15 protein-coding genes are annotated in these 17849 nt (G+C 56.8%); 6 read left to right on the forward strand and 9 right to left on the reverse strand.

Going from position 1 to position 17849, the window contains the following annotated elements; genetic code table 11:
* Positions 1 to 48 precede the first annotated feature (48 nt).
* From AC1XYH_RS07390 to AC1XYH_RS07400, 3 genes are all read left to right on the forward strand, one after another.
* Positions 49 to 1383, forward strand: coding sequence for a site-specific integrase (locus tag AC1XYH_RS07390; RefSeq protein WP_003118403.1), 1335 nt, complete (start codon positions 49 to 51; stop codon positions 1381 to 1383).
* Between the two features lie 56 nt (positions 1384 to 1439).
* On the forward strand, positions 1440 to 4427 hold the full coding sequence (locus AC1XYH_RS07395; protein ID WP_034396199.1) for a Tn3 family transposase: 2988 nt from the start codon (positions 1440 to 1442) through the stop codon (positions 4425 to 4427).
* 75 nt (positions 4428 to 4502) lie between these two features.
* Positions 4503 to 4958 carry a GGDEF domain-containing protein gene (locus AC1XYH_RS07400; RefSeq protein WP_483325968.1) on the forward strand — a complete coding sequence of 152 codons (456 nt, stop codon included), beginning with the start codon at positions 4503 to 4505 and terminating at the stop codon, positions 4956 to 4958.
* Here AC1XYH_RS07400 and AC1XYH_RS07405 read toward each other — a convergent pair whose 3' ends face one another.
* Positions 4959 to 5249: a hypothetical protein gene (locus tag AC1XYH_RS07405; protein WP_483325969.1), complete on the reverse strand. Its 291-nt coding sequence runs from the start codon at positions 5247 to 5249 to the stop codon at positions 4959 to 4961. It abuts the gene before it with no gap.
* A gap of 136 nt (positions 5250 to 5385) precedes the next feature.
* Here AC1XYH_RS07405 and AC1XYH_RS07410 point away from each other — a divergent pair, with 136 nt between their 5' ends.
* The gene (locus AC1XYH_RS07410; protein WP_483325970.1) at positions 5386 to 5736 is read left to right on the forward strand and encodes a YkvA family protein; all 351 of its coding nucleotides are present in this window, start codon (positions 5386 to 5388) and stop codon (positions 5734 to 5736) included.
* Between the two features lie 118 nt (positions 5737 to 5854).
* Here AC1XYH_RS07410 and AC1XYH_RS07415 read toward each other — a convergent pair whose 3' ends face one another.
* The 7 genes from AC1XYH_RS07415 to AC1XYH_RS07445 all read right to left on the reverse strand — a co-directional run bounded on the left by AC1XYH_RS07415 (position 5855) and on the right by AC1XYH_RS07445 (position 14637).
* Entirely contained in the window at positions 5855 to 6013 is a 159-nt protein-coding gene (locus AC1XYH_RS07415) for a YqaE/Pmp3 family membrane protein (protein ID WP_483325971.1), read from the reverse strand.
* 79 nt (positions 6014 to 6092) lie between these two features.
* On the reverse strand, positions 6093 to 8066 hold the full coding sequence (locus tag AC1XYH_RS07420; RefSeq protein ID WP_483325972.1) for a PhoX family protein: 1974 nt from the start codon (positions 8064 to 8066) through the stop codon (positions 6093 to 6095).
* Complete coding sequence (locus tag AC1XYH_RS07425) at positions 8063 to 8893, reverse strand: energy transducer TonB (protein WP_483325973.1); 831 nt, start codon at positions 8891 to 8893, stop codon at positions 8063 to 8065. The genes AC1XYH_RS07420 and AC1XYH_RS07425 overlap by 4 nt, the downstream gene beginning before the upstream one ends.
* Before the next feature lie 9 nt (positions 8894 to 8902).
* On the reverse strand, positions 8903 to 9340 hold the full coding sequence (gene tolR, locus AC1XYH_RS07430) for a protein TolR (RefSeq protein WP_483325974.1): 438 nt from the start codon (positions 9338 to 9340) through the stop codon (positions 8903 to 8905).
* 5 nt (positions 9341 to 9345) lie between these two features.
* Positions 9346 to 10029 carry a protein TolQ gene (gene tolQ / locus AC1XYH_RS07435; RefSeq protein ID WP_483325975.1) on the reverse strand — a complete coding sequence of 228 codons (684 nt, stop codon included), beginning with the start codon at positions 10027 to 10029 and terminating at the stop codon, positions 9346 to 9348.
* Between the two features lie 83 nt (positions 10030 to 10112).
* A complete protein-coding gene (locus AC1XYH_RS07440) occupies positions 10113 to 12071 on the reverse strand; it encodes a phytase (protein WP_483325976.1) in 1959 nt (652 codons plus the stop codon).
* A 55-nt stretch (positions 12072 to 12126) separates the two neighbouring features.
* Complete coding sequence (locus tag AC1XYH_RS07445) at positions 12127 to 14637, reverse strand: TonB-dependent receptor (protein ID WP_483325977.1); 2511 nt, start codon at positions 14635 to 14637, stop codon at positions 12127 to 12129.
* Between the two features lie 330 nt (positions 14638 to 14967).
* On the opposite strand from AC1XYH_RS07445, the gene AC1XYH_RS07450 reads away from it, so the two are divergent.
* Both AC1XYH_RS07450 and AC1XYH_RS07455 read left to right on the forward strand, forming a co-directional pair.
* Positions 14968 to 15891: a GGDEF domain-containing protein gene (locus AC1XYH_RS07450; RefSeq protein ID WP_483325978.1), complete on the forward strand. Its 924-nt coding sequence runs from the start codon at positions 14968 to 14970 to the stop codon at positions 15889 to 15891.
* Entirely contained in the window at positions 15888 to 16919 is a 1032-nt protein-coding gene (locus AC1XYH_RS07455; protein ID WP_483325979.1) for an AraC family transcriptional regulator, read from the forward strand. Before AC1XYH_RS07450 ends, AC1XYH_RS07455 begins: the two co-directional genes overlap by 4 nt.
* Before the next feature lie 28 nt (positions 16920 to 16947).
* Here the strand turns inward: AC1XYH_RS07455 and ppsR are convergent, their stop codons facing one another.
* The gene (gene ppsR, locus AC1XYH_RS07460) at positions 16948 to 17766 is read right to left on the reverse strand and encodes a posphoenolpyruvate synthetase regulatory kinase/phosphorylase PpsR (RefSeq protein WP_483325980.1); all 819 of its coding nucleotides are present in this window, start codon (positions 17764 to 17766) and stop codon (positions 16948 to 16950) included.
* Positions 17767 to 17849: the final 83 nt, after the last annotated feature.

Genomic DNA, 17849 nt, shown 5'->3' on the forward strand with positions numbered 1-17849 from the left:
TTCCAACCCGGCTCGCGACCTGCCGGTGAAGTAAAAGCGACTTCCGATATGTCCCAAATTTCCCGATACGTCGAGGCCGCCGAGCGTGACAACACGCGTCGAAGCTATGCCGCAGCCATTCGCCATTTCGAGGTGGAGTGGAAAGGCTTGCTGCCAACGACCGCTGATGCAACCTCCCGTTACCTGGCTGACCACGCGGCCACGCTGGCGATCAGCACCCTCCGTCAGCGGCTCGCCGCGCTCTCGCGCTGGCACATCGACCATGGTTTTGCAGACCCGACCAAGGCACCCTTGGTGCGCCAGGTTCTCAAAGGCATTCGCTCCATTCACTCGGTTGCAGAAAAGCGGGCACGCCCCCTTGAAATCGATGTCGTCCAGCAGATCGATCAATGGCTGGGGGTGGCCATCGGCAACGCAGAACGCAGCGATGACCGATTGGCGCTGCTTCGCCACACCCGCAACCGCAGTTTGCTGCTGCTGGGTTTCTGGCGGGGATTTCGATCGGACGAGTTGGTCAACCTGCGGGTGGAGAACGTGGAAGTCTCGCCTGGCGAAGGGCTGTCGTGCTACCTGAGCCGCAGCAAGGGCGATCGGCAGATGCTGGGCCGCGTATACAAATGTCCGGCGCTGTCCCGCCTGTGTCCTGTGACGGCTTTCACGGCATGGGTCAGTCTGGTCGGCCTGACCCAAGGCCCGGTGTTTCGCAAGATCGACCGCTGGGGGCGAATCGGTCAAGAAGGGCTGCATGCCAACAGCCTGATCCCATTGTTGCGCAGCCTTTTGGCTGAGGCCGGGGTCGCCGCTTCCGAGGCATACAGCAGCCACTCCCTGCGTCGCGGATTTGCCGGTTGGGCTCGCGCCAGCGGTTGGGACATCAAGGAACTCATGGAGTACGTGGGCTGGAAGGATGTCAAATCGGCCATGCGTTATCTGGATGCCTCCGGCAGCGCACTTCAGGCCCGGTTTGAGGCGGGTCTCGCAACACTGGCCCCAGCAGATCGAGCGGATCGGTCACCACCGCCTTCGATGCACGCGCCGGCCGAGCAAACCAAGGAACAGGCCCAGAGGCCCCGTCTGCCTGAGCTCGCAACACCATCGGCAATCCTGCGCGTCACAGTGTTGCTGGCCCGGTTCAGCCCACAATCGCGCGGGCTGACGAGAGGCCGGCGGCTGATCGAGCAGACCTGCTTCGAGCGCTACGCCATGCAGCGCTTGAATACCGAGGGCACACAGTACGAACTGACAGTGCCCTACGAATCCAGGGATTCACTGGAAGAGGCGATTGCCGCTTTGCTCGATGACATGTACCGCATCGCCGAGGACAACCAGTGCCTGCTGGAGGCTGCGTTTCACGAGCCGGCCACCGACTCGTATTGGGACTGAAGGGCTGGGATGATGACGGCGGATGGCACGACGCACCAGCGGGGGAGGCCTCACGAATGACTACGCTTCATGAGACGGCCTATCCCCATCTGAAGCCCGACCCCACTGAGAGGGAGCTGGCAGAACTCTTCACACCCACCGAGGCGGAACGGGCGCTGGTGGCGGGAGTCGGCAAACGGCCTTTACCTCGCGTGGCCGCCCTCATTCACCTGAAGGTTTTCCAGCGCCTGGGGTATTTTCTGACACTGTCCGATGTGCCGCAGGTGATCAGGGAACACGTTGCACAGCACGCGGGTGTTCCGCGGGCGCCAGCGCTGGCGGACCTCAAGCGCTTTGAGGCCTCGGGCTCGCGCATGGTGGTCTTCACAGCATTGCGTCGCTATCTGAACGTCAAACCACTCAACCCGGCGGGGTACGCCTGGCTGGGCGTTGTGGCGGACACCGCGGCCGAGACGAAACACGCCGTGGCCGACATCATCAACGTGATGCTGGAGGAGTTGGTCCACCATCGCTGCGAATTGCCCGCCTTCTCGACGCTGGATCGGATGGCGTTTCGTGCCCGGGAAAAGAGCAACAACCAGCATTTCTCCGCCATCGCTGGGCAACTGACGTCACAGACGAAGACATTGATCGATGGCTTGCTCAAGACGGCCACGGGCGAGTCGGCGTCACCCTGGCAAATGCTCAAGCGCGAGCCCAAGCGGCCCACCAACAAAGAAACACGGACCTACATCCAGCACATCCGGCGTCTGCAGCACCTGGTGGAGCAACTTCCCAAGCCCGACGTGCCCGTGCCCAAGCTCAAGCAGTTCCGGCTGCTGGCGCGCGCGCTCAATGCCACTGAGATGGCTGAACTCAAGCCACAAAAGCGCTATGCGCTGGTGGTGATCTTCATTCGGGCGCAGCATGCCCAATCGCTGGACGACGCTGCCGACCTGTTCATCCGTCTCATGCAGAACCTGGAGAACAATGCCCGGCAGAAACTGTTGTCCTTCCAGCAGGAGCGCGTCCACAAGACCGACATGCTGGTCGGGCAGCTCAAGGACATCCTGGGTGCCTACCAGTTGGTTGGGACCGACACCCAACGCGTCGAAGCCATCAGCACGACCCTGGTGGCCGAAGTGGACGAGCTGCTGAACGAATGCGAACAGCATCTGGCCTATGCCGGGCGCAACCACCTGCCGTTCCTGCTGCAGCCGTACAAGATGGTGCGAGCGCAGCTGCTCAACTGCATCGACATCGCGTCGCCCAAGGCCAGCAGCGAGGACCTGGTGGTGGAGCGGCTGATGGAAGCCCTCTCCAAACTGCGCGACAACCGTGCCGACACCGTACCGCTGGACATGCTGGGCCTGAGTGAAGACACGGATTTGCGCTGGATGTCGGCCCAGTGGAGAAAGCTTGTGCTGGTCAAACCGGCAGGCAAGGGCCGCGCGGAGTCCGTCCGCCGCCGGTATTTTGAGCTGGCCGTCATGCACGCCGTCAAGGACGATCTGAAGTCCGGAGACCTCTTCATCAAGTTCGGGGAGCGCTACGACGACTACCGCGAGCAGTTGGTCGATGACGAAACCTTTGAACGCGAGCTGGGCGACTATGGGCAGGTCACGGGCATCGAGACGGAGCCCGGCGCCTTCGTGTCGAAGCTGAAATCGTCCATGGCGCTGCGAGCCATGGAAATCGATGCCGGATTTCCAGAAAACGCCCATGCTGAAATCGTCGATGGACGCCTGATCCTCAGAAAACCGCCTCGCTCAGACATTGTCGAGGCCGCCGCGCGCATCGACGGCATGATCACCGAGCGGATGGAGGCGGCCAGCATTGTGGACGTGATGATCGACACCGAGCGGTGGCTGGACCTTCACAAGCTGTTTCGTCCGCTGGCGGGGACCGACAGTCGCCTTGAGGACTTGCGCATGCGCGTGATCACGACCTTGTTCTGCTATGGCTGCAACCTGGGACCCGTTCAGACCGCCAAATCGATCAAAGGTCTGAGTCGGCGTCAGATTTCCTGGCTGAACCTGAAATACGTCAGCGAAGACCTTCTGGACAAGGCCATCGTCAAGGTGATTAACGCCTACAACAAGTTCGAACTGCCCGGTTACTGGGGCACCGGCAAACACGCATCGGCCGATGGCACCAAGTGGAACCTGTACGAGCAGAACCTACTGTCCGAGCACCACATCCGCTATGGCGGCTACGGCGGCATCGGCTACTACCATGTCTCCGACAAGTTCATCGCACTGTTCAGTCACTTCATTTCTTGTGGCACCTATGAGGGGATCCACATCCTGGATGGGCTGATGAGCAACGAGTCCGACATTCGGCCCGACACGATCCACGGTGACACGCAGGCACAGAGCTACCCGGTTTTTGCGCTGGCTCACTTGCTTGGCATCCAGCTCATGCCGCGCATCCGAGGCATCCAGGACCTGAAATTCCATCGCCCGCAGGCGGGCACCGTGTACCAGAACATCAATACGCTGTTCAGCGACGTGATCGACTGGCAGTTGATTGAACTGCATCTGCCGGCGATGCTGCGGGTGGCTGTGTCTATCAAGACGGGAAAGATCACGCCATCGGCCATCCTGCGCCGACTTGGCACTTACAGCCGCAAGAACAAGCTGTACTTCGCCTTCGTCGAACTCGGCAAAGTGATCCGGACCATGTTTCTGCTGAGCTACATCGGGGACGTCGGACTGCGCAAGGTGATCCACGCCGAAACCAACAAGAGCGAACAATTCAACGGCTTTGCCGGCTGGTCGTTTTTCGGGGGAGAGGGGATCATTGCCGAAAACATCCGGCACGAGCAGCGCAAGGTCATCAAGTACAACCACCTCGTGGCCAACATGATCATCCTGCACAACGTGGTGGGCATGACACGTGTACTGCGAGAGCTTCGCGACGAAGGCACCGAGATCACGCCGGAGATATTGGGCGGCCTTGCGCCGTTCCGCACGGCCCATATCAACCGATTTGGAGACTACACACTCGACTTCCGCCGGAAGATCGGTCCGCTGGATTTCGAAGTCACCATTATTCCAATATAATCATAAGGTTAGGTTCGTTTCTGCGGTTTTTTACATGAATCCCTGCCGACCCTCGGCATTGGCAATCGCAGAACCATGGATGACGAGTTGGATATCGCCATCTCGGATAGTCAGCGCTATGGTATGAGCTTTGGCCTTCTGGTCCTGGATCTCGACCACTTTAAATCAGTGAATGATCAGTTTGGGCACAGTGTGGGCGATCAGGTTTTGGTCGATTTTGTCCGCGTAATAAAAAGTGCCTGCCGCGCCTCGGACCGCATATTTCGTCTGGGTGGTGAAGAGTTTGTATTACTGGTCCCCAAGGTCGATCGACAAGCGCTGGCAGGAGCGGCGACCCATATTCAGCGCAGTGTTGCCAATCAGCTCCGCTCTCCCGGTTGGCCGGTTACGGTATCAATTGGTGGCTGCGTGCTGGAAGATCAGGGTAGCCGCGAGGCATGGCTGAGGGATGCCGACGTCTGCCTCTACCAGGCTAAAGACGCCGGCCGGAACTGCACTGTGATCAAAGGACTGGAAACACCAGTAGATTGATCAATCGCGGTCCAGGGCCTTGCCAGCAGGCCGTTCGTCATCGTGCATTGGGTTTTGTGGCAGACTGTCTCGGGCGTCATCGACGTGGTCTGTCACGTTGTCTACCGCATTATCCTTGGCGTTGCCTGCGGCTTTGCTCGCATCGCAACCGCCACTCACGCCTACCGTCGCCTCCATAGCCGCATTGCGCGTGGCTTTTTGTGCGTCGCAACCCATGATATCGGGTTTTAGGTCGGCGAGGCTTGCAGAGGCATTAAAGCAAAGAGCGATGAACAGCAATTTCTTCAGCATGGGGACGTTCTCCATCGGGTGGTTGAATGTATCGTCATTGTAAAATGGCGATTAATATCTCATTCTAGTCACAGATACTGATTTTACCCACACACTGAAATTGCTGCCGTACCGGGCAGCCAGCGAGGTGAGCAGCATGGCACATCAATACAGTGAAAAAGCTTTTTGGCAGAAATTGGCGCAGTACGCTAAGACCGCCGGGCGTGAAGTAGTAGAAAAAGCCCTATGCCTGTATTACGCGGCTCGCCGTCCAGAAACACCCGGTTGGGCCAAAGCGGTTATCGTCAGCGTATTGGCGTATTTCATTGCCCCGCTTGATGCGTTACCTGATTTTACGCCTTTTGTGGGTTTTACCGATGATTTAGGCGTATTCGCCGGCGCATTGGCTATGGTTTCCATGTACATCGATGACGAAGTTAAAACGACAGCTGCGGCTACCGCAGAGCGTTGGTTTGGTCAGCCTAAGATGCCGGAGCCTGTGAGCTAAGAGGTAAGGCAGCAAATGGAGGCGCGTGGCTCATCTTATATGCAGGAAGAGAGGGCAAAAAAAGACCGAGCTCGGAGTGAATACCGAGCTCGGTCTTTTAATTTAGATTGGTTTTGCTTTAGCGCTTGGCGATGATCCACACGGCATGAATGATGCCCGGAATATAACCACAAATAGTCAGCAGCACATTCAACCAGAAAGCGCCGCCAAAACCGACCTGGAGAAATACGCCCAAAGGTGGCAGCAGTATGGCAATTAGAATGCGAATAAGATCCATGGCATAGAGTCCTTTTGTTGATTAATAAACGTCACTGAATGTGAGACCCCGTGGCACTGGTTTTGTTCATTCGCCCTATTCAGCTACCAATCACGCCACCATCCTCTCGGGTTATCAGCACCGTGGTTGAGCGCGGCCGTGAGTGCCCGTCACTGGCTGGATAACTGATGCCCGGATGCTGCACATTAACCCAAATGGCTTTTTCATCTGGCGACCAGGTGATACCGGTAATTTCGGCACCCCAAGGACCGACCAGAAAGCGGCGTACCTCGCGACTGATCGGGTCAGCGCACAGCATCTGATTGGAGCCGATTTTGTTCATGTAGGGCGCGGTTTCATCTGCGTCGGTGAGTATCCACAAGCGCCCGGCGCTGTCGAATGCGAGGCCGTCAGGGGATGAAAACAGGTCGCCTTTGATAGTGCCGACGCGGTTAGCCGGAATGCTGTGGTCAGCATCCTGGCGTTCGCCCGCGAGAACGAAAATATCCCACTCAAATTCGACAGCAGTTGGGTCGCGTCTGGCTTCACGCCAGCGCAAAATCTGTCCATGCAGGTTTTGCTCACGTGGGTTGGCGGCATCAACCGGCTGCTGCTTGCCGCGATCCGTATTGTTGGTCAGGGTGACGTAGGCCTCTCGGGTATGCGGGTGTACTGCGACCCATTCAGGACGGTCCATAGGCGTTGCGCCAACCGCATCGGCTGCACCGCGGGAGTTAAGCAGCACGGCTTGCGCGTCTGCAAAACCCTCTGCAGGCGTTAGCCCTGGATCGCCGAACCGCAGTGGCAGCCAGCGCCCCGAGCCATCGGCCATAAAGCGGGCGGCGTAGAGGGTGCCGCTGTCTAGCAGGTTCTGGTTGTGTGCTTGGTCTGTTGGACGATAGGCCTGGTCCGGGACAAACTTGTACAAGTATTCGCCGCGCGCGTCGTCGCCTGAGTAAAACGCCATGCGTCCGTCGTCACCCAAGGAACAGACCGCACATTCGCGACCCAAGCGACCCATGGCAGTGCGCTTGACGGGGGATTTTTCAGGCGCGAAGGGGTCGAGTTCAACTACCCAGCCAAACCGATTGGGCTCGTTGACATGCCCATCGTGCGCTTGGCTGGGATCCGGTGTGGCGTCGAATCGCGGCTCTGTCGACTCCCATGCGTAATAACGACTGCTGCCTCCCAGCCCTATGCCATAGCGCTTGTGTTCTGGTCTGTTGGCGTAATCTTTCTTGTCTCGGTTGACGAAGTAATTGTGAAAGTTCTCCTCACAGGCCAAATAAGTGCCCCATGGCGTGACGCCCATCGAACAGTTGTTCAGGGTGCCGAGTATTTCATCGCCTTCGGGATCGCTTGCGGTTTTCATACGCGGGTCACCGGCTAACGGCCCGCTGATCCTGAATGGACTGAATCCGGTAATACGACGATTGAAGCCGGAATCCGTCACGCGTTGCCACTGACCATCGGCATTCTTATGTATTTCGATCACGCTGAGGCCGTGCGCTGCCAGTTCCTTGCGAACCTGATCCGCCGGACGTGTGCGACTGCCATCTGGATTGTCAGTAAACAGCATGCCTTCTGGGTGCAACGTAGGGTTCACATATTCGTGGTTTACAACTAACAGACCACGTTCATTGGGTGCTTCGGCAAACGGGAAGAAGTGCATGCCGTCATTGTTATCGCCGGCCTGCAGCAGTTGGTCTTGCCAGGTATTGCTGGCATCTTCGCGCCAGGCAGGCGCGCCCGGCATGACCGAATCACCCCAGCTGAAAAAGGCTTGGGCACGATAGCCTGGCGGTACGCTCACAATGTCGAAATCAGATGAGGTTACCGCTTCAACTGATTGAAAATTAATAAGAGAATTTCTTTCTATATTAGCTGATATCGCATGCGCTAAAGGGCTGAATAACGAGGGGAAGAGGCTGCTTATGGCGAGTGCGGCGCCCCCCTTAAGCAGATTTCTCCGCCCCTCATTAACCAACTGGTTAAGACTTGGTTGCCGTGAGGTATTGATGCTTTTATCGTCCAACGATTCCAGTGCATCGTGGAAGGACTGATTCTGTTTCATGGTCTGCTCACTGTTTCCATGCGGTAACGGAAGGTGTTGCGCACGCCTGGTACGGATACCGCCTGCCCGTTGATCATGCGGGGTTTATAGATAAAGTCTTTGGCTGCTGCGAGCGAAGGGCGAACGAATATTTGTTCTTCACAAGCGCCGGGCACTATTCGAGGGTCCTTCACCTGACCATTCTGGAGCACCGTGTACTCTACTGTGCAATCACCTTCCAGCTGGCGACTTAGCGCGCGTCTGGGATAGTCGGGAGCGGACTTGTTAATGGGTGCGTAGCTGCGGATCTCTGCTTTTTCTGCAGCTGCGGCCGCTAGCTGCGCACGCTGTTGTTCGGCCATCTGCTCTGCTGCGCGTTGCCTTGCCTGCTGCGCGACCTGTTGTGCTTCGGCAGCAGCTCGCTGATCTTCCCGCTGCTGCGTCACCTCCCGTTGTTGCTGCTCACGCTCCTTGCGTGCGATAGCGGCGAGATCGGGTTTGCTAACTTGTGGTGTAGGTTTAGGTGCAGGTCTGGGTACCGCCGGTGTTTGTACGACGGGCTCCGGCAACGGTTTAACGGGAACGGGTTCGGGCGTCGATTCGACTATGGGCGTTGGCTCAGGTGTGGGAGCGGCTTGGGCGGGCATCATTACTAGCTGCGTCTTGATACTACGACTGGCCTCCGGTGCAGGTGGCGGTGCTGGCTGCCAGCCCAGGTAGATAAGGCCGGCAGCGCCAGCGTGCAGTAACAGCGTCGCGCTTAACGGCATGAGCCAAACGCGTGGGCTGGAGGGCACTGACCGCTCGGCCGCGTTCAAGGTGTCGTTCAGACTGTTATCGCTCGACATTGCGCTCCCTCATGGCGATTCAGTGATCAGGCCAAGGCTGGTCACGCCGGCTTGTTGTAACGCTGCCATGCCGCTGACTACCTTGCCGTAATCCACGCCGGCGTCGGCGCGGATCATCACTTGGGTCTCTGGTTGCTGCTGTAAAATACGGGCGAGTTGGGTTGTCAGTTCTTCCAGTGCGTTGGCGCTGTATTCGTAGCTATCGGTTTGTACGTGACTGCCCTGGTTCCAGTGGTAGCTACCGGCGTTGTCGATGGAGAGGGTGACTATTGATGGATCTTCATTGTTCAGCGTTTCGCTAGCGACCTTGGGTAGATCGATCTGTACACCCTGGGTGAGCATGGGTGCGGTCACCATGAATATCACCAGCAGCACCAGCATCACATCGATGTAGGGCACCACATTCATTTCAGCCTTGGGTTTGCGTTTCTGGCGGGGAGGGCGCATCTGAGTTACCCCGCCGCGCGGTTGTGCACGCGGCGGTGCAGAATGGCGCTGAATTCTTCAGCAAAATTGTAGTACTGATCGAGCAGATGCTCGCTGCGAGTGCTGAACCTGTTGTAAGCGACTACGGCCGGAATCGCAGCAAACAACCCGATGGCTGTGGCGATCAGCGCTTCAGCGATGCCCGGTGCGACAGTCGCCAAGGTAGCCTGTTGTACCTGCGAAAGACCGATGAACGAGTTCATGATGCCCCACACCGTGCCAAACAGGCCTACGTAGGGGCTTACCGAACCCACGGTAGCGAGAAACGGCAAGTGCTGTTCAAGGCGCTCTTCCTCTCTAGCAATGGCCACACGCATGGCGCGCTCTACGCCTTGCATAACAGCTTCCGGTTCGCTGCGATTGTGCTGGTTGAGCTGCGCGAATTCGCTATAACCGGCACGAAAGATTTGCTCGACGCCCGCGTGATCCTGGCTGGTGTTGTACAGCTGGCTCAGATCCTTGCCGGACCAGAACTGATCTTCAAATGACTTGATGGCGCGCTTGGCATGATTAAACAGGTTGCTGCGCTGGGCAATCAGGAACCAGGTGGCCACAGAGGCCAGCAGCAATATCAACATAACGCCTTTGACTAGCAGACTGGCTTCAAGCACCAGTGACCAAATAGTGTGTGTTTCATTCGTGGATGGCATGCTTTCCTCGCTGGCGGGCCTGAGCTAGCTCCCGCCTGTCTATTGGATGACAACAAGATTTCGGTTTGATGACGTAGCGGCTGTCAGGGCAAATTCAGCGCCTTGGCTATTTGCTCCCAGGACACCAGCTTGAAGTTCTGATTACCCTGCGGCATGCGCTTGCGGCCGTCCTGCACCACCAGCATGCCGCGTGGAAATACGCTGCCGAAGTTGGCAGAACTGACCTCCAGACCGTCGGTTTCAGACACACCGTCTATACCAGCAGCGGTATTGATGCCCACTCGAAAAACGCCGCGAAGCTGATAGGGCGGTTCGGCGTCCAGTACTAAGTAGCTGTCGTTACCCTGGCTGGAAATCACCAAATAGGGTTTTTCGGCCTGATAGATGGCCATGCCCTCAACATCTGCATGCAGCGGGCCTTCAGCGCGAATCACTTCACTCAGCTCGCCCGGTTGGTTGGGATCGGTGCCGAGGGTCCAAACGGCAACACCTTCTTCGCCAATGAACAGACGCTGACGCGCATCATCCGCAACGCAGCCTTCTGGCTGGGTTTGGGTACTGAACTCGCGAACCAACGCGCCGGTGACTTCACCGTTCTCTGCTTGCAGCCGGTATTGCAAAAATCGGCCGCTCTTGTCGTTTGCAATGGCGTAGATATCGCCTTGCGGCCCTTTGGCCATGCACAGGCCGTAGATATCGGACAGCGGCAAGGGAATGCGCCCCAAGCTACTTACCTTGCTGGTTTGCGGGTCGATGGCGAACAGCTCCAGGCTGTTGCTATCCCGATTGCTGGCGACGGCCAGATCTATTTGCTGCTCGCCAAGAGTAAATCCGCTACGCAAATCGACGTTGTTAATGCGACCGACCGGCAGGTACTGCAGCTGCTTTCCTTGCAGATCGTAGACGCCTAGCCCGCCACGTTTGTCGGTTCCGAGAATGCGCGACTGGCTGGCATCGCTGGGATTGACCCAGATGGCTGGATCATCGGCCGCGTCGCCGCCGTGGGGTACCGAGTCGGTCTGAGCCTGCGCAGGTATTTCTACGATAGGCGGTGCGGCTACCGGCAAAGCAGCCTGGGGGACTTTGGCCTGATAGAGCTGCTGGTCGGCAGCGTCGGCCAGCAAGACTTCAGTGGATGCGGAGGACTGGCGTGAGAATACGCGTTCGGCGTCGCGCAGTGGCGGCAGTGCCAATGGGGCGCCTGCCTGCCAGCCTTCGGCTTCTATGTGATATCGGTGCAGGCTTGCATTGCCATTCAGTGCTAGCACGCCATCGGAACTGGCGGCGAGGCCCTGGGCGCTGTCCTGAAGGAGCCCATAGGGTGCGACTAGATCGACAATTTGGCGTTCGCCGTTGGTTTCCGGGTTGGCAGGGTAAGCCCAGATGCCAACGTCCTCCTCGTTGATGAAGAGCGTATGCAATTGGTCGTTAACCGCGCAGTATTGCGCGCCCACGGGCAAATGCAGGTCACGCATCAGTTGGGGCTTAGTCAGCAATTGCTGTTGCTCGGCGACGAGCCATTGCTGTCCGCTACCTTCTTCACCGATCAGGAACAGGTACAGATAGTCGTTTGGGTCTTGATAGAAGCACAAGCTCTCAACCGGATAGTCGGTCGCTGGCAGCCAGCTGGGCGCAGAAAAGACCTGTTGTTCTACATTCCAGCCTAACAGCAGAGTTTGATCGCGCTCCTCATCCAGTGTAGCGCTCAGCAATGTGCTGCCCAACGGCCGGGTATCCAGCGCGGAAAAGCGACCGCTGTACGGCTCGGTTATGGGGTTGCCGGTAGCGTCTAGCAACCAGAGCCCCGAAGTACCTACGGCGACGCGATCCGCTGGAACGTTATTGCCGGCCGGCAGTAACACCCAACTGTTCAGATCGGAAGGCAGTTCCGGGGCGGTCCAAGGCGTCAGCTGTGTATCGCTAGCGACCACCTTCTCGCTGGTGTCACGGTTCTCAGCGGAGATCGCTTCATCATTGAAACAACCACTCAGGGCAAAACAGGCTGGCAGCAGGGTGCCGGCGATCAGCAATGTAAATCGCATTCAGATTCTCACATCAACTCGGTTAACCGGGCGCGCTGACGCACGCCCAGAGGTATCAGAAGTGGGTCAGCGATAGGCCTATCTTGTAGGTAGGGCCATACTCTTCGTATTGCGCGTTGTAGCTGCGATCACCGGTGTAGACGTAGTATCTCTCGTCGGTAATGTTTTGAGCTTCGGCAAACAGCTGTAAATTGTCGGTAAGGAAGTAGTGCGCGCTTAGGTCGATAAACAACTGATCGTCCACGCGGTAGTCGTAGCGCTTGTCGAGCACATCGCCTACTTCGCTGAGGTAGTCGGACTGATAGTTGGCAGCGACACGCATACCGAACTTGCTGTTTTCCCAGCCCAGGGTCAGGTTGCCGGTGGTGTCTGACTGGCCCGGCAGGCTGATGCTGCGTTTGGTCATGCTGGCGGTATCAGTATTGAGCTGCTCGATATCGGCGTCGGACTTGCTGAAAGTGCCGTTGGCGCTCATCAACAGGCCATTCCAGGGGGAGGGTAGCCAGCTGAACTGCTGGGAGTAAGCCAGCTCCAGGCCGTAGACGCTGGCTTCATCGCCATTCACGTAGGTGTAGGCTTCGTCAAAGGCAGCGTACTGGGCAGTGCCAGCCAGGTTGGCGTTGTAAACGAAGTTTTCGATGTCCTTGTAGAACACAAAGGCAGATACCGCACCGGCCTTGCCCATGTAATGCTCGATACCCAGATCAAAGTTGCTGGACTCCAGCGCCTTAAGCTGAGGATTACCGAATTCGGCCTCGTCGCCGTCAATGACAAATCCGGGAAACAGCTGCCCGAAGGTAGGTCTGACCACGGTATTGGTCCATGCCGCGCGCAACTGACTGTTATTGCCTAGCTGATAGATCGCGTGCAGACCTGGCAGCCAGTGATGATAGTCATTGCGTTCATTGACTGTTTCATAGGCGCCGTCGTTAAGCCCGGTGCCTTCCGCCTTGAGCTTCGTGCCCTCATAACGCAGGCCAGCGATAATGCGCAGATCATCAATATCGATGGTGTTCATGATGTAGGCAGCGTTGATGTTTTCTTGCATCTCGAAATCATTGATACGTGATTGCTCGTCATCATAGAAATCGTTCGCGTCCAGTCCGGCAATCAGGCGCTCAAGTGCGCTGGCGGAGATTTCTGGTCCGAGATTACCGTCACCGTCGATGAAATTAGCCATATTTAACTGAGCATCGGTAAAGCCGTAATCGCCGAGATCTTCATAGGCCCAAACCTCAAGGTCATTGTCTTTTGTACGAGTGCTGAATTTGGTGCCAAATTTGAGCTGTGACGGCAGCCCTTGCCAAAAGTAGTCACGGGCGAGATCCAAGCGAATATTCTGCTCGGTATCGGTAGTTAGCTGTTTCTCGCGCTCAATTTCATCCAGCGTGAAATTGCTGGCCTGATAAAAAGCATCGTTGATCTGCAGATCGGGTTTACGGCTGCTGTCGTAGCCAGCATCGGTAAAGTCGTCATTGCCCGCAAAGCTGGCTCCCGGAATATGCAGGGGGCTGTCTTCACTGGCTTCGCTGTAGCCGTACTGGCTGCTCAGCGTCCAGTCACCCAGGCGGCGTTTTCCGCCGATGACCAAACTCTTCACTTCCTGAGTTTCTGAGCGATCCTTGAGTTCACGGCTGCCCTCAGCGTCGCCACGTTCACCGGGCAGTTGCGCGTCGGCGAATTCGATCACGTTAGCCTGGCGGGTCTCACTATCCTGATAACGGCTATACAGCGTGCGTAGATACAGTTCGGTATCGTCATCTGGCCGGTAGTCGAAGTTGAGACCGGCGCCAGTGCGCTCGCGATTGATGTCGTAGCGACGCTCCTCTAGCTCTTCCAAGCGTGCGCCACTGGGGTCGTCGAAGTCCCAAGCGCCACCGGTTTCGACGTTGTCGGATCCGAAGCTGCGGTCTTCCCAGCTGAGCGCCGCCGCTACTGCAAAATTGTCTATTCCCTGACCGAGGCTAAAGCGATTGCTGACGGCACCGGACACTTTCGGGCTGGTGTCACCGGTGTTGTCGTCATAACTGGCTTCGGTTGTCAGGCTGTAGAAAGCGGCCGGGTGGTCAAAGCCGGAAAGGCTTTGGACCTCAACTGTGCCGCCCAACGAATTGGCGTCCATGTCCGGGGTTAGCGTCTTGACCACAGACAGCGACTGAATCAACTCGCTCGGCAATACATCCATGGCCACCGCGCGGCGGTCATCTTCCGGTGCAGGGACCAGGGTGCCGTTGATGGTGACTGAGTTGAGATCAGCTCCCAGGCCACGGACACGCACGAAACGACCTTCGCCTTGATCACGTTCAACCGATACGCCTGGAACGCGTTGCAGAGCTTCGGCTGCGTTATCGTCGGGTAGCTGGCCGATCGCATCGGCATGAACCACGCTCTCTACGCTGTCGGACATACGCTGTTCTTCCAATGCCTGTTGCAGCTGGGCGCCCTGACCGATCACGTTGACAATTTCGGGCTGCGTTTGCGCGGTGGCGTAACTGGCGGTGGTAATCGACAACGCCAGCGCGCTCCAGCGAAAACCGGCACGACACAAAGAATGGGTGGCTAACATCTACAAAGTCCTCTGCTGACAAGCGGGCATTTGCCCTGATGTGGAGAGAACTTAAGCGTGCTTTATGTCTATTCTGTGACGGTGTTTGGCCGTAAGGGTCTGTGTCGTGGTATTTGCCATCAAAGCCGTGATAAATGAGCTGTTAGCACCCCGTTTTAAAGGCTAAGAAAGGTCGCGAGGGCTGATTTTATGGTGCCCGCGCTAGGTTCTTCTCAATAAAGCGAGCAAACCAGTACATTTGATCTGAGCTGAAATGACCCGTGGCCTGAAACCTGATCGTCATATTGTTCTGCTGTCCTTGCCTGCATATTGCAACCGGATACCCAGCCTATGTCGACCATGTTTGCCCTCCACCGATTCAAGTTGTTAAGCCTGTTGTTACTCGCTAACGGCGGCGCATTGCTTTACCTGAGCCTTGGCGACATCAAACCGCTGGCAATCTGGTCATGGACGGATATTGCCGGGGAGGGCGGGTCCGCGCTGCTGGTTCTGGTGTGGGCCGGACTGCTGCTCAAAGGGCGGCCAGCGGGCAGGGTTACTAATCTGTTGTTTCTAGGGCTTGCCTGCCTGTTCTTTTCGCTGTGGATGGACAGTCTGGACGAGTTCATCGCCCTGCCGGACACTCTGCTGCTGGACCATTGGCTCGAATCGGCGCCCATGCCGCTGGGCTTTGTGTTGCTGACTATGGGTATCTATCACTGGCATTGTGAACAGCTCGCGATCAGCGCACAGATGATTAATCGCGAAAGGCACTTTCGCGAGCACCGGCACTTCGACAAGGTAACGCCGCTGGGCGATGCAGGTTATTTTCGGCGTCAGCTAGAGCAGGCGCTCCCTGCGGCGCAGTTGAACCAGGAGCCGCTGTCGCTGGTAATGCTGGATATTGACGAGTTCAGTGCCATCAATCGCGCGCATGGCCACCGCGAGGGTGATCGTGTGCTGCAATTGGTAACCCAGCAGATACTGCTTAACCTGCGCAGCCATGATTTGCTGTGCCGTCTGGCGGGCGACCGTTTTATCGTGTTGTTGCCGGCCACCCTGGAGGCGCAGGCACAGACACTGGCCAAGGAGCTTGAAGATTCAGTCGCGCACCTGGCGTTGAAAAGTGCGGGACAGGGCGAGCGTCTTCGAATTAGCGCTACCACGGTAGCCCTGATGGCCAGACAGGAGGACGCAAATGCGCTGCTCAAACGAATCAATGTTGTCATGGCGCGGGCAAAGCAGGCGCCACAGCTGCAGCGAGTGGGTGCATGAGTGCGCGCCCGTGGCTTGACCGTGAAACGCGCTTTATTGCCGCGCGCGGCCAGCCAGCCTGCCTAATTGACCTGGCACTATCCCGGGATATCGATAGCCACCGCATACTCAAGGGTACCGGGCTGTTTTACGATGACCTGCTCAGTAATGAACCCTACATTAGTGCCCGGCAGTTCCATCGACTGATCGATAACAGTAAGCAATTGCTGGCGGCCGACGACAGCGCTTTTTTGTTCGGCCAACAGCTGTTGCCCGGCCACTATGGTCCTACCAGCAATGTGCTGCTGCACGCTGATACTCTGTTGCAGGCCTTGCAGTACTTGCAGCGTTTCAAGACGCTACTAAGCCCACTGTGTGCTCCCGTGATGCGGATGGACGAGCAGATGCTTTACCTATACTGGCTGGACAGCTTTGAGTCCGGCCAGAACAGACAGTTTTTACTTGTGGCCAGTATGGCCGCGGTCACCGCGCTCACCCGTCAGTTAGCGGGTCCAAATCTGCCTTGGCATTACCATCTGGAATACGCTGAACCCAGTTATATAGAACAGTATTGGGTGCACTTGGGGGAGCACTTACGCTTTCAAAGCCCGGCCAGTTTCATGTGTCTACCGCGCGAGCATTTGGCTGGCAGAGTAAGGCAGGCTTCGGCAGTCGTAGGGCAGATTGCTGAACAGCAAAGCAGGCAGCAACAGGAGCAACTGGCGGGAGAGGAAAGTATGACCGACCGCTTGTTCGACTACCTTTGCGAATATATGCCGCGGCTGGCTGGGCTGGAACAGGTTGCGGCGGATTTTGGCATGAGCACTGCCACCTTCAAACGTCGCTTGCAGCGTGAGGGTACGCACTTTCAGGCGCAGCTTGATCGTGCCAGAACATTGATTGCGGTGGATTTGTATTTATGCCGTGGGTTTAGTAATGAAGCGGTTGCCAGTTATCTGCGTTTCAATGACCGTACCAACTTCAGGCGCTTTCTCAAACGCCTGACAGGTCGGTCACCTAATGATTTACGTCAATGGCTTGGTGCCTAAATTCATTTAAATCATCAGATTGCATTGATTACTTCAAGCGACGCTCGATACCCATCTGCATCAAGATTTTGGCTGAAATCTCTTCCACTGAGAAATGCGTGGAGTTGATATAAGGAATATTTTCCTTACGGAAGAGGTTCTCTACCTCCCGCACCTCGAACTCACATTGGGCAAAGCTCGAATAGCGGCTGTTGGGGCGGCGTTCGTTACGAATGCCAGCGAGCCGTTCGGCATCAATGGTCAAACCAAAGAGCTTGGCTTTGTTCTCCTTCAACGCTTTGGGCAGCTGCAGGCTTTCCATATCGTCTTCGGTCAGCGGGTAGTTTGCTGCCCGAATACCGTATTGCAATGCCATATACAGACAGGTCGGCGTTTTGCCGCAACGCGATACGCCAACCAGGATGATGTCAGCTTGCTTATAGTGGTGAGTCCGGGCGCCATCGTCGTTATCCATGGCGTAGTGCACCGCATCAATACGGTCTTTGTAATGGGTATTGTGCTGAATCGAATGAGTTTTGCCGACGGAGTAAGATGATCCGTCACCGAGTTCTTGCTCAAGCGGAGCGAGAAAGGTCGAGAAAATATCAATCATGTAGCCACTGGACTTCGCCAGCTCCTGGCGAATGTCATGGTTGACCACGGTATCAAAAATGATCGGCCGTGCTGCATCCTTCTCGGCAGCGGCATTGATTTGTTGTACCATGTCTCGCGCTTTTTCAACGGTGTCGACGTAGGGCCGTAGCAGCTTGGTGAACTGTATGTTCTCGAACTGAGCCAGCAGGCTTTGACCAAGCGTTTCGGCGGTTATGCCGGTGCCATCAGAAATGAAAAAAGCAGTGCGTTTCATTCGCGAAGCCTTAAGATGTCGTATTCCATGAAGAGCGTGGTTGTGAGCTCAGGCCCGGCACACTCGTAAAAACGGCATTGTGG

The organism is Pseudomonas sp. GW-45 (genome assembly GCF_056896675.1).

Bases quoted from the DNA above. Each gene is read 5' to 3' on its own strand.
- AC1XYH_RS07390 (WP_003118403.1), top strand. From the start codon at position 49: ATGTCCCAAATTTCCCGATACGTCGAGGCCGCCGAGCGTGACAACACG.
- AC1XYH_RS07395 (WP_034396199.1), top strand. From the start codon at position 1,440: ATGACTACGCTTCATGAGACGGCCTATCCCCATCTGAAGCCCGACCCC.
- AC1XYH_RS07400 (WP_483325968.1), top strand. From the start codon at position 4,503: ATGGATGACGAGTTGGATATCGCCATCTCGGATAGTCAGCGCTATGGT.
- AC1XYH_RS07405 (WP_483325969.1), bottom strand. From the start codon at position 5,249: ATGCTGAAGAAATTGCTGTTCATCGCTCTTTGCTTTAATGCCTCTGCA.
- AC1XYH_RS07410 (WP_483325970.1), top strand. From the start codon at position 5,386: ATGGCACATCAATACAGTGAAAAAGCTTTTTGGCAGAAATTGGCGCAG.
- AC1XYH_RS07415 (WP_483325971.1), bottom strand. From the start codon at position 6,013: ATGGATCTTATTCGCATTCTAATTGCCATACTGCTGCCACCTTTGGGC.
- AC1XYH_RS07420 (WP_483325972.1), bottom strand. From the start codon at position 8,066: ATGAAACAGAATCAGTCCTTCCACGATGCACTGGAATCGTTGGACGAT.
- AC1XYH_RS07425 (WP_483325973.1), bottom strand. From the start codon at position 8,893: ATGTCGAGCGATAACAGTCTGAACGACACCTTGAACGCGGCCGAGCGG.
- tolR (WP_483325974.1), bottom strand. From the start codon at position 9,340: ATGCGCCCTCCCCGCCAGAAACGCAAACCCAAGGCTGAAATGAATGTG.
- tolQ (WP_483325975.1), bottom strand. From the start codon at position 10,029: ATGCCATCCACGAATGAAACACACACTATTTGGTCACTGGTGCTTGAA.
- AC1XYH_RS07440 (WP_483325976.1), bottom strand. From the start codon at position 12,071: ATGCGATTTACATTGCTGATCGCCGGCACCCTGCTGCCAGCCTGTTTT.
- AC1XYH_RS07445 (WP_483325977.1), bottom strand. From the start codon at position 14,637: ATGTTAGCCACCCATTCTTTGTGTCGTGCCGGTTTTCGCTGGAGCGCG.
- AC1XYH_RS07450 (WP_483325978.1), top strand. From the start codon at position 14,968: ATGTCGACCATGTTTGCCCTCCACCGATTCAAGTTGTTAAGCCTGTTG.
- AC1XYH_RS07455 (WP_483325979.1), top strand. From the start codon at position 15,888: ATGAGTGCGCGCCCGTGGCTTGACCGTGAAACGCGCTTTATTGCCGCG.
- ppsR (WP_483325980.1), bottom strand. From the start codon at position 17,766: ATGAAACGCACTGCTTTTTTCATTTCTGATGGCACCGGCATAACCGCC.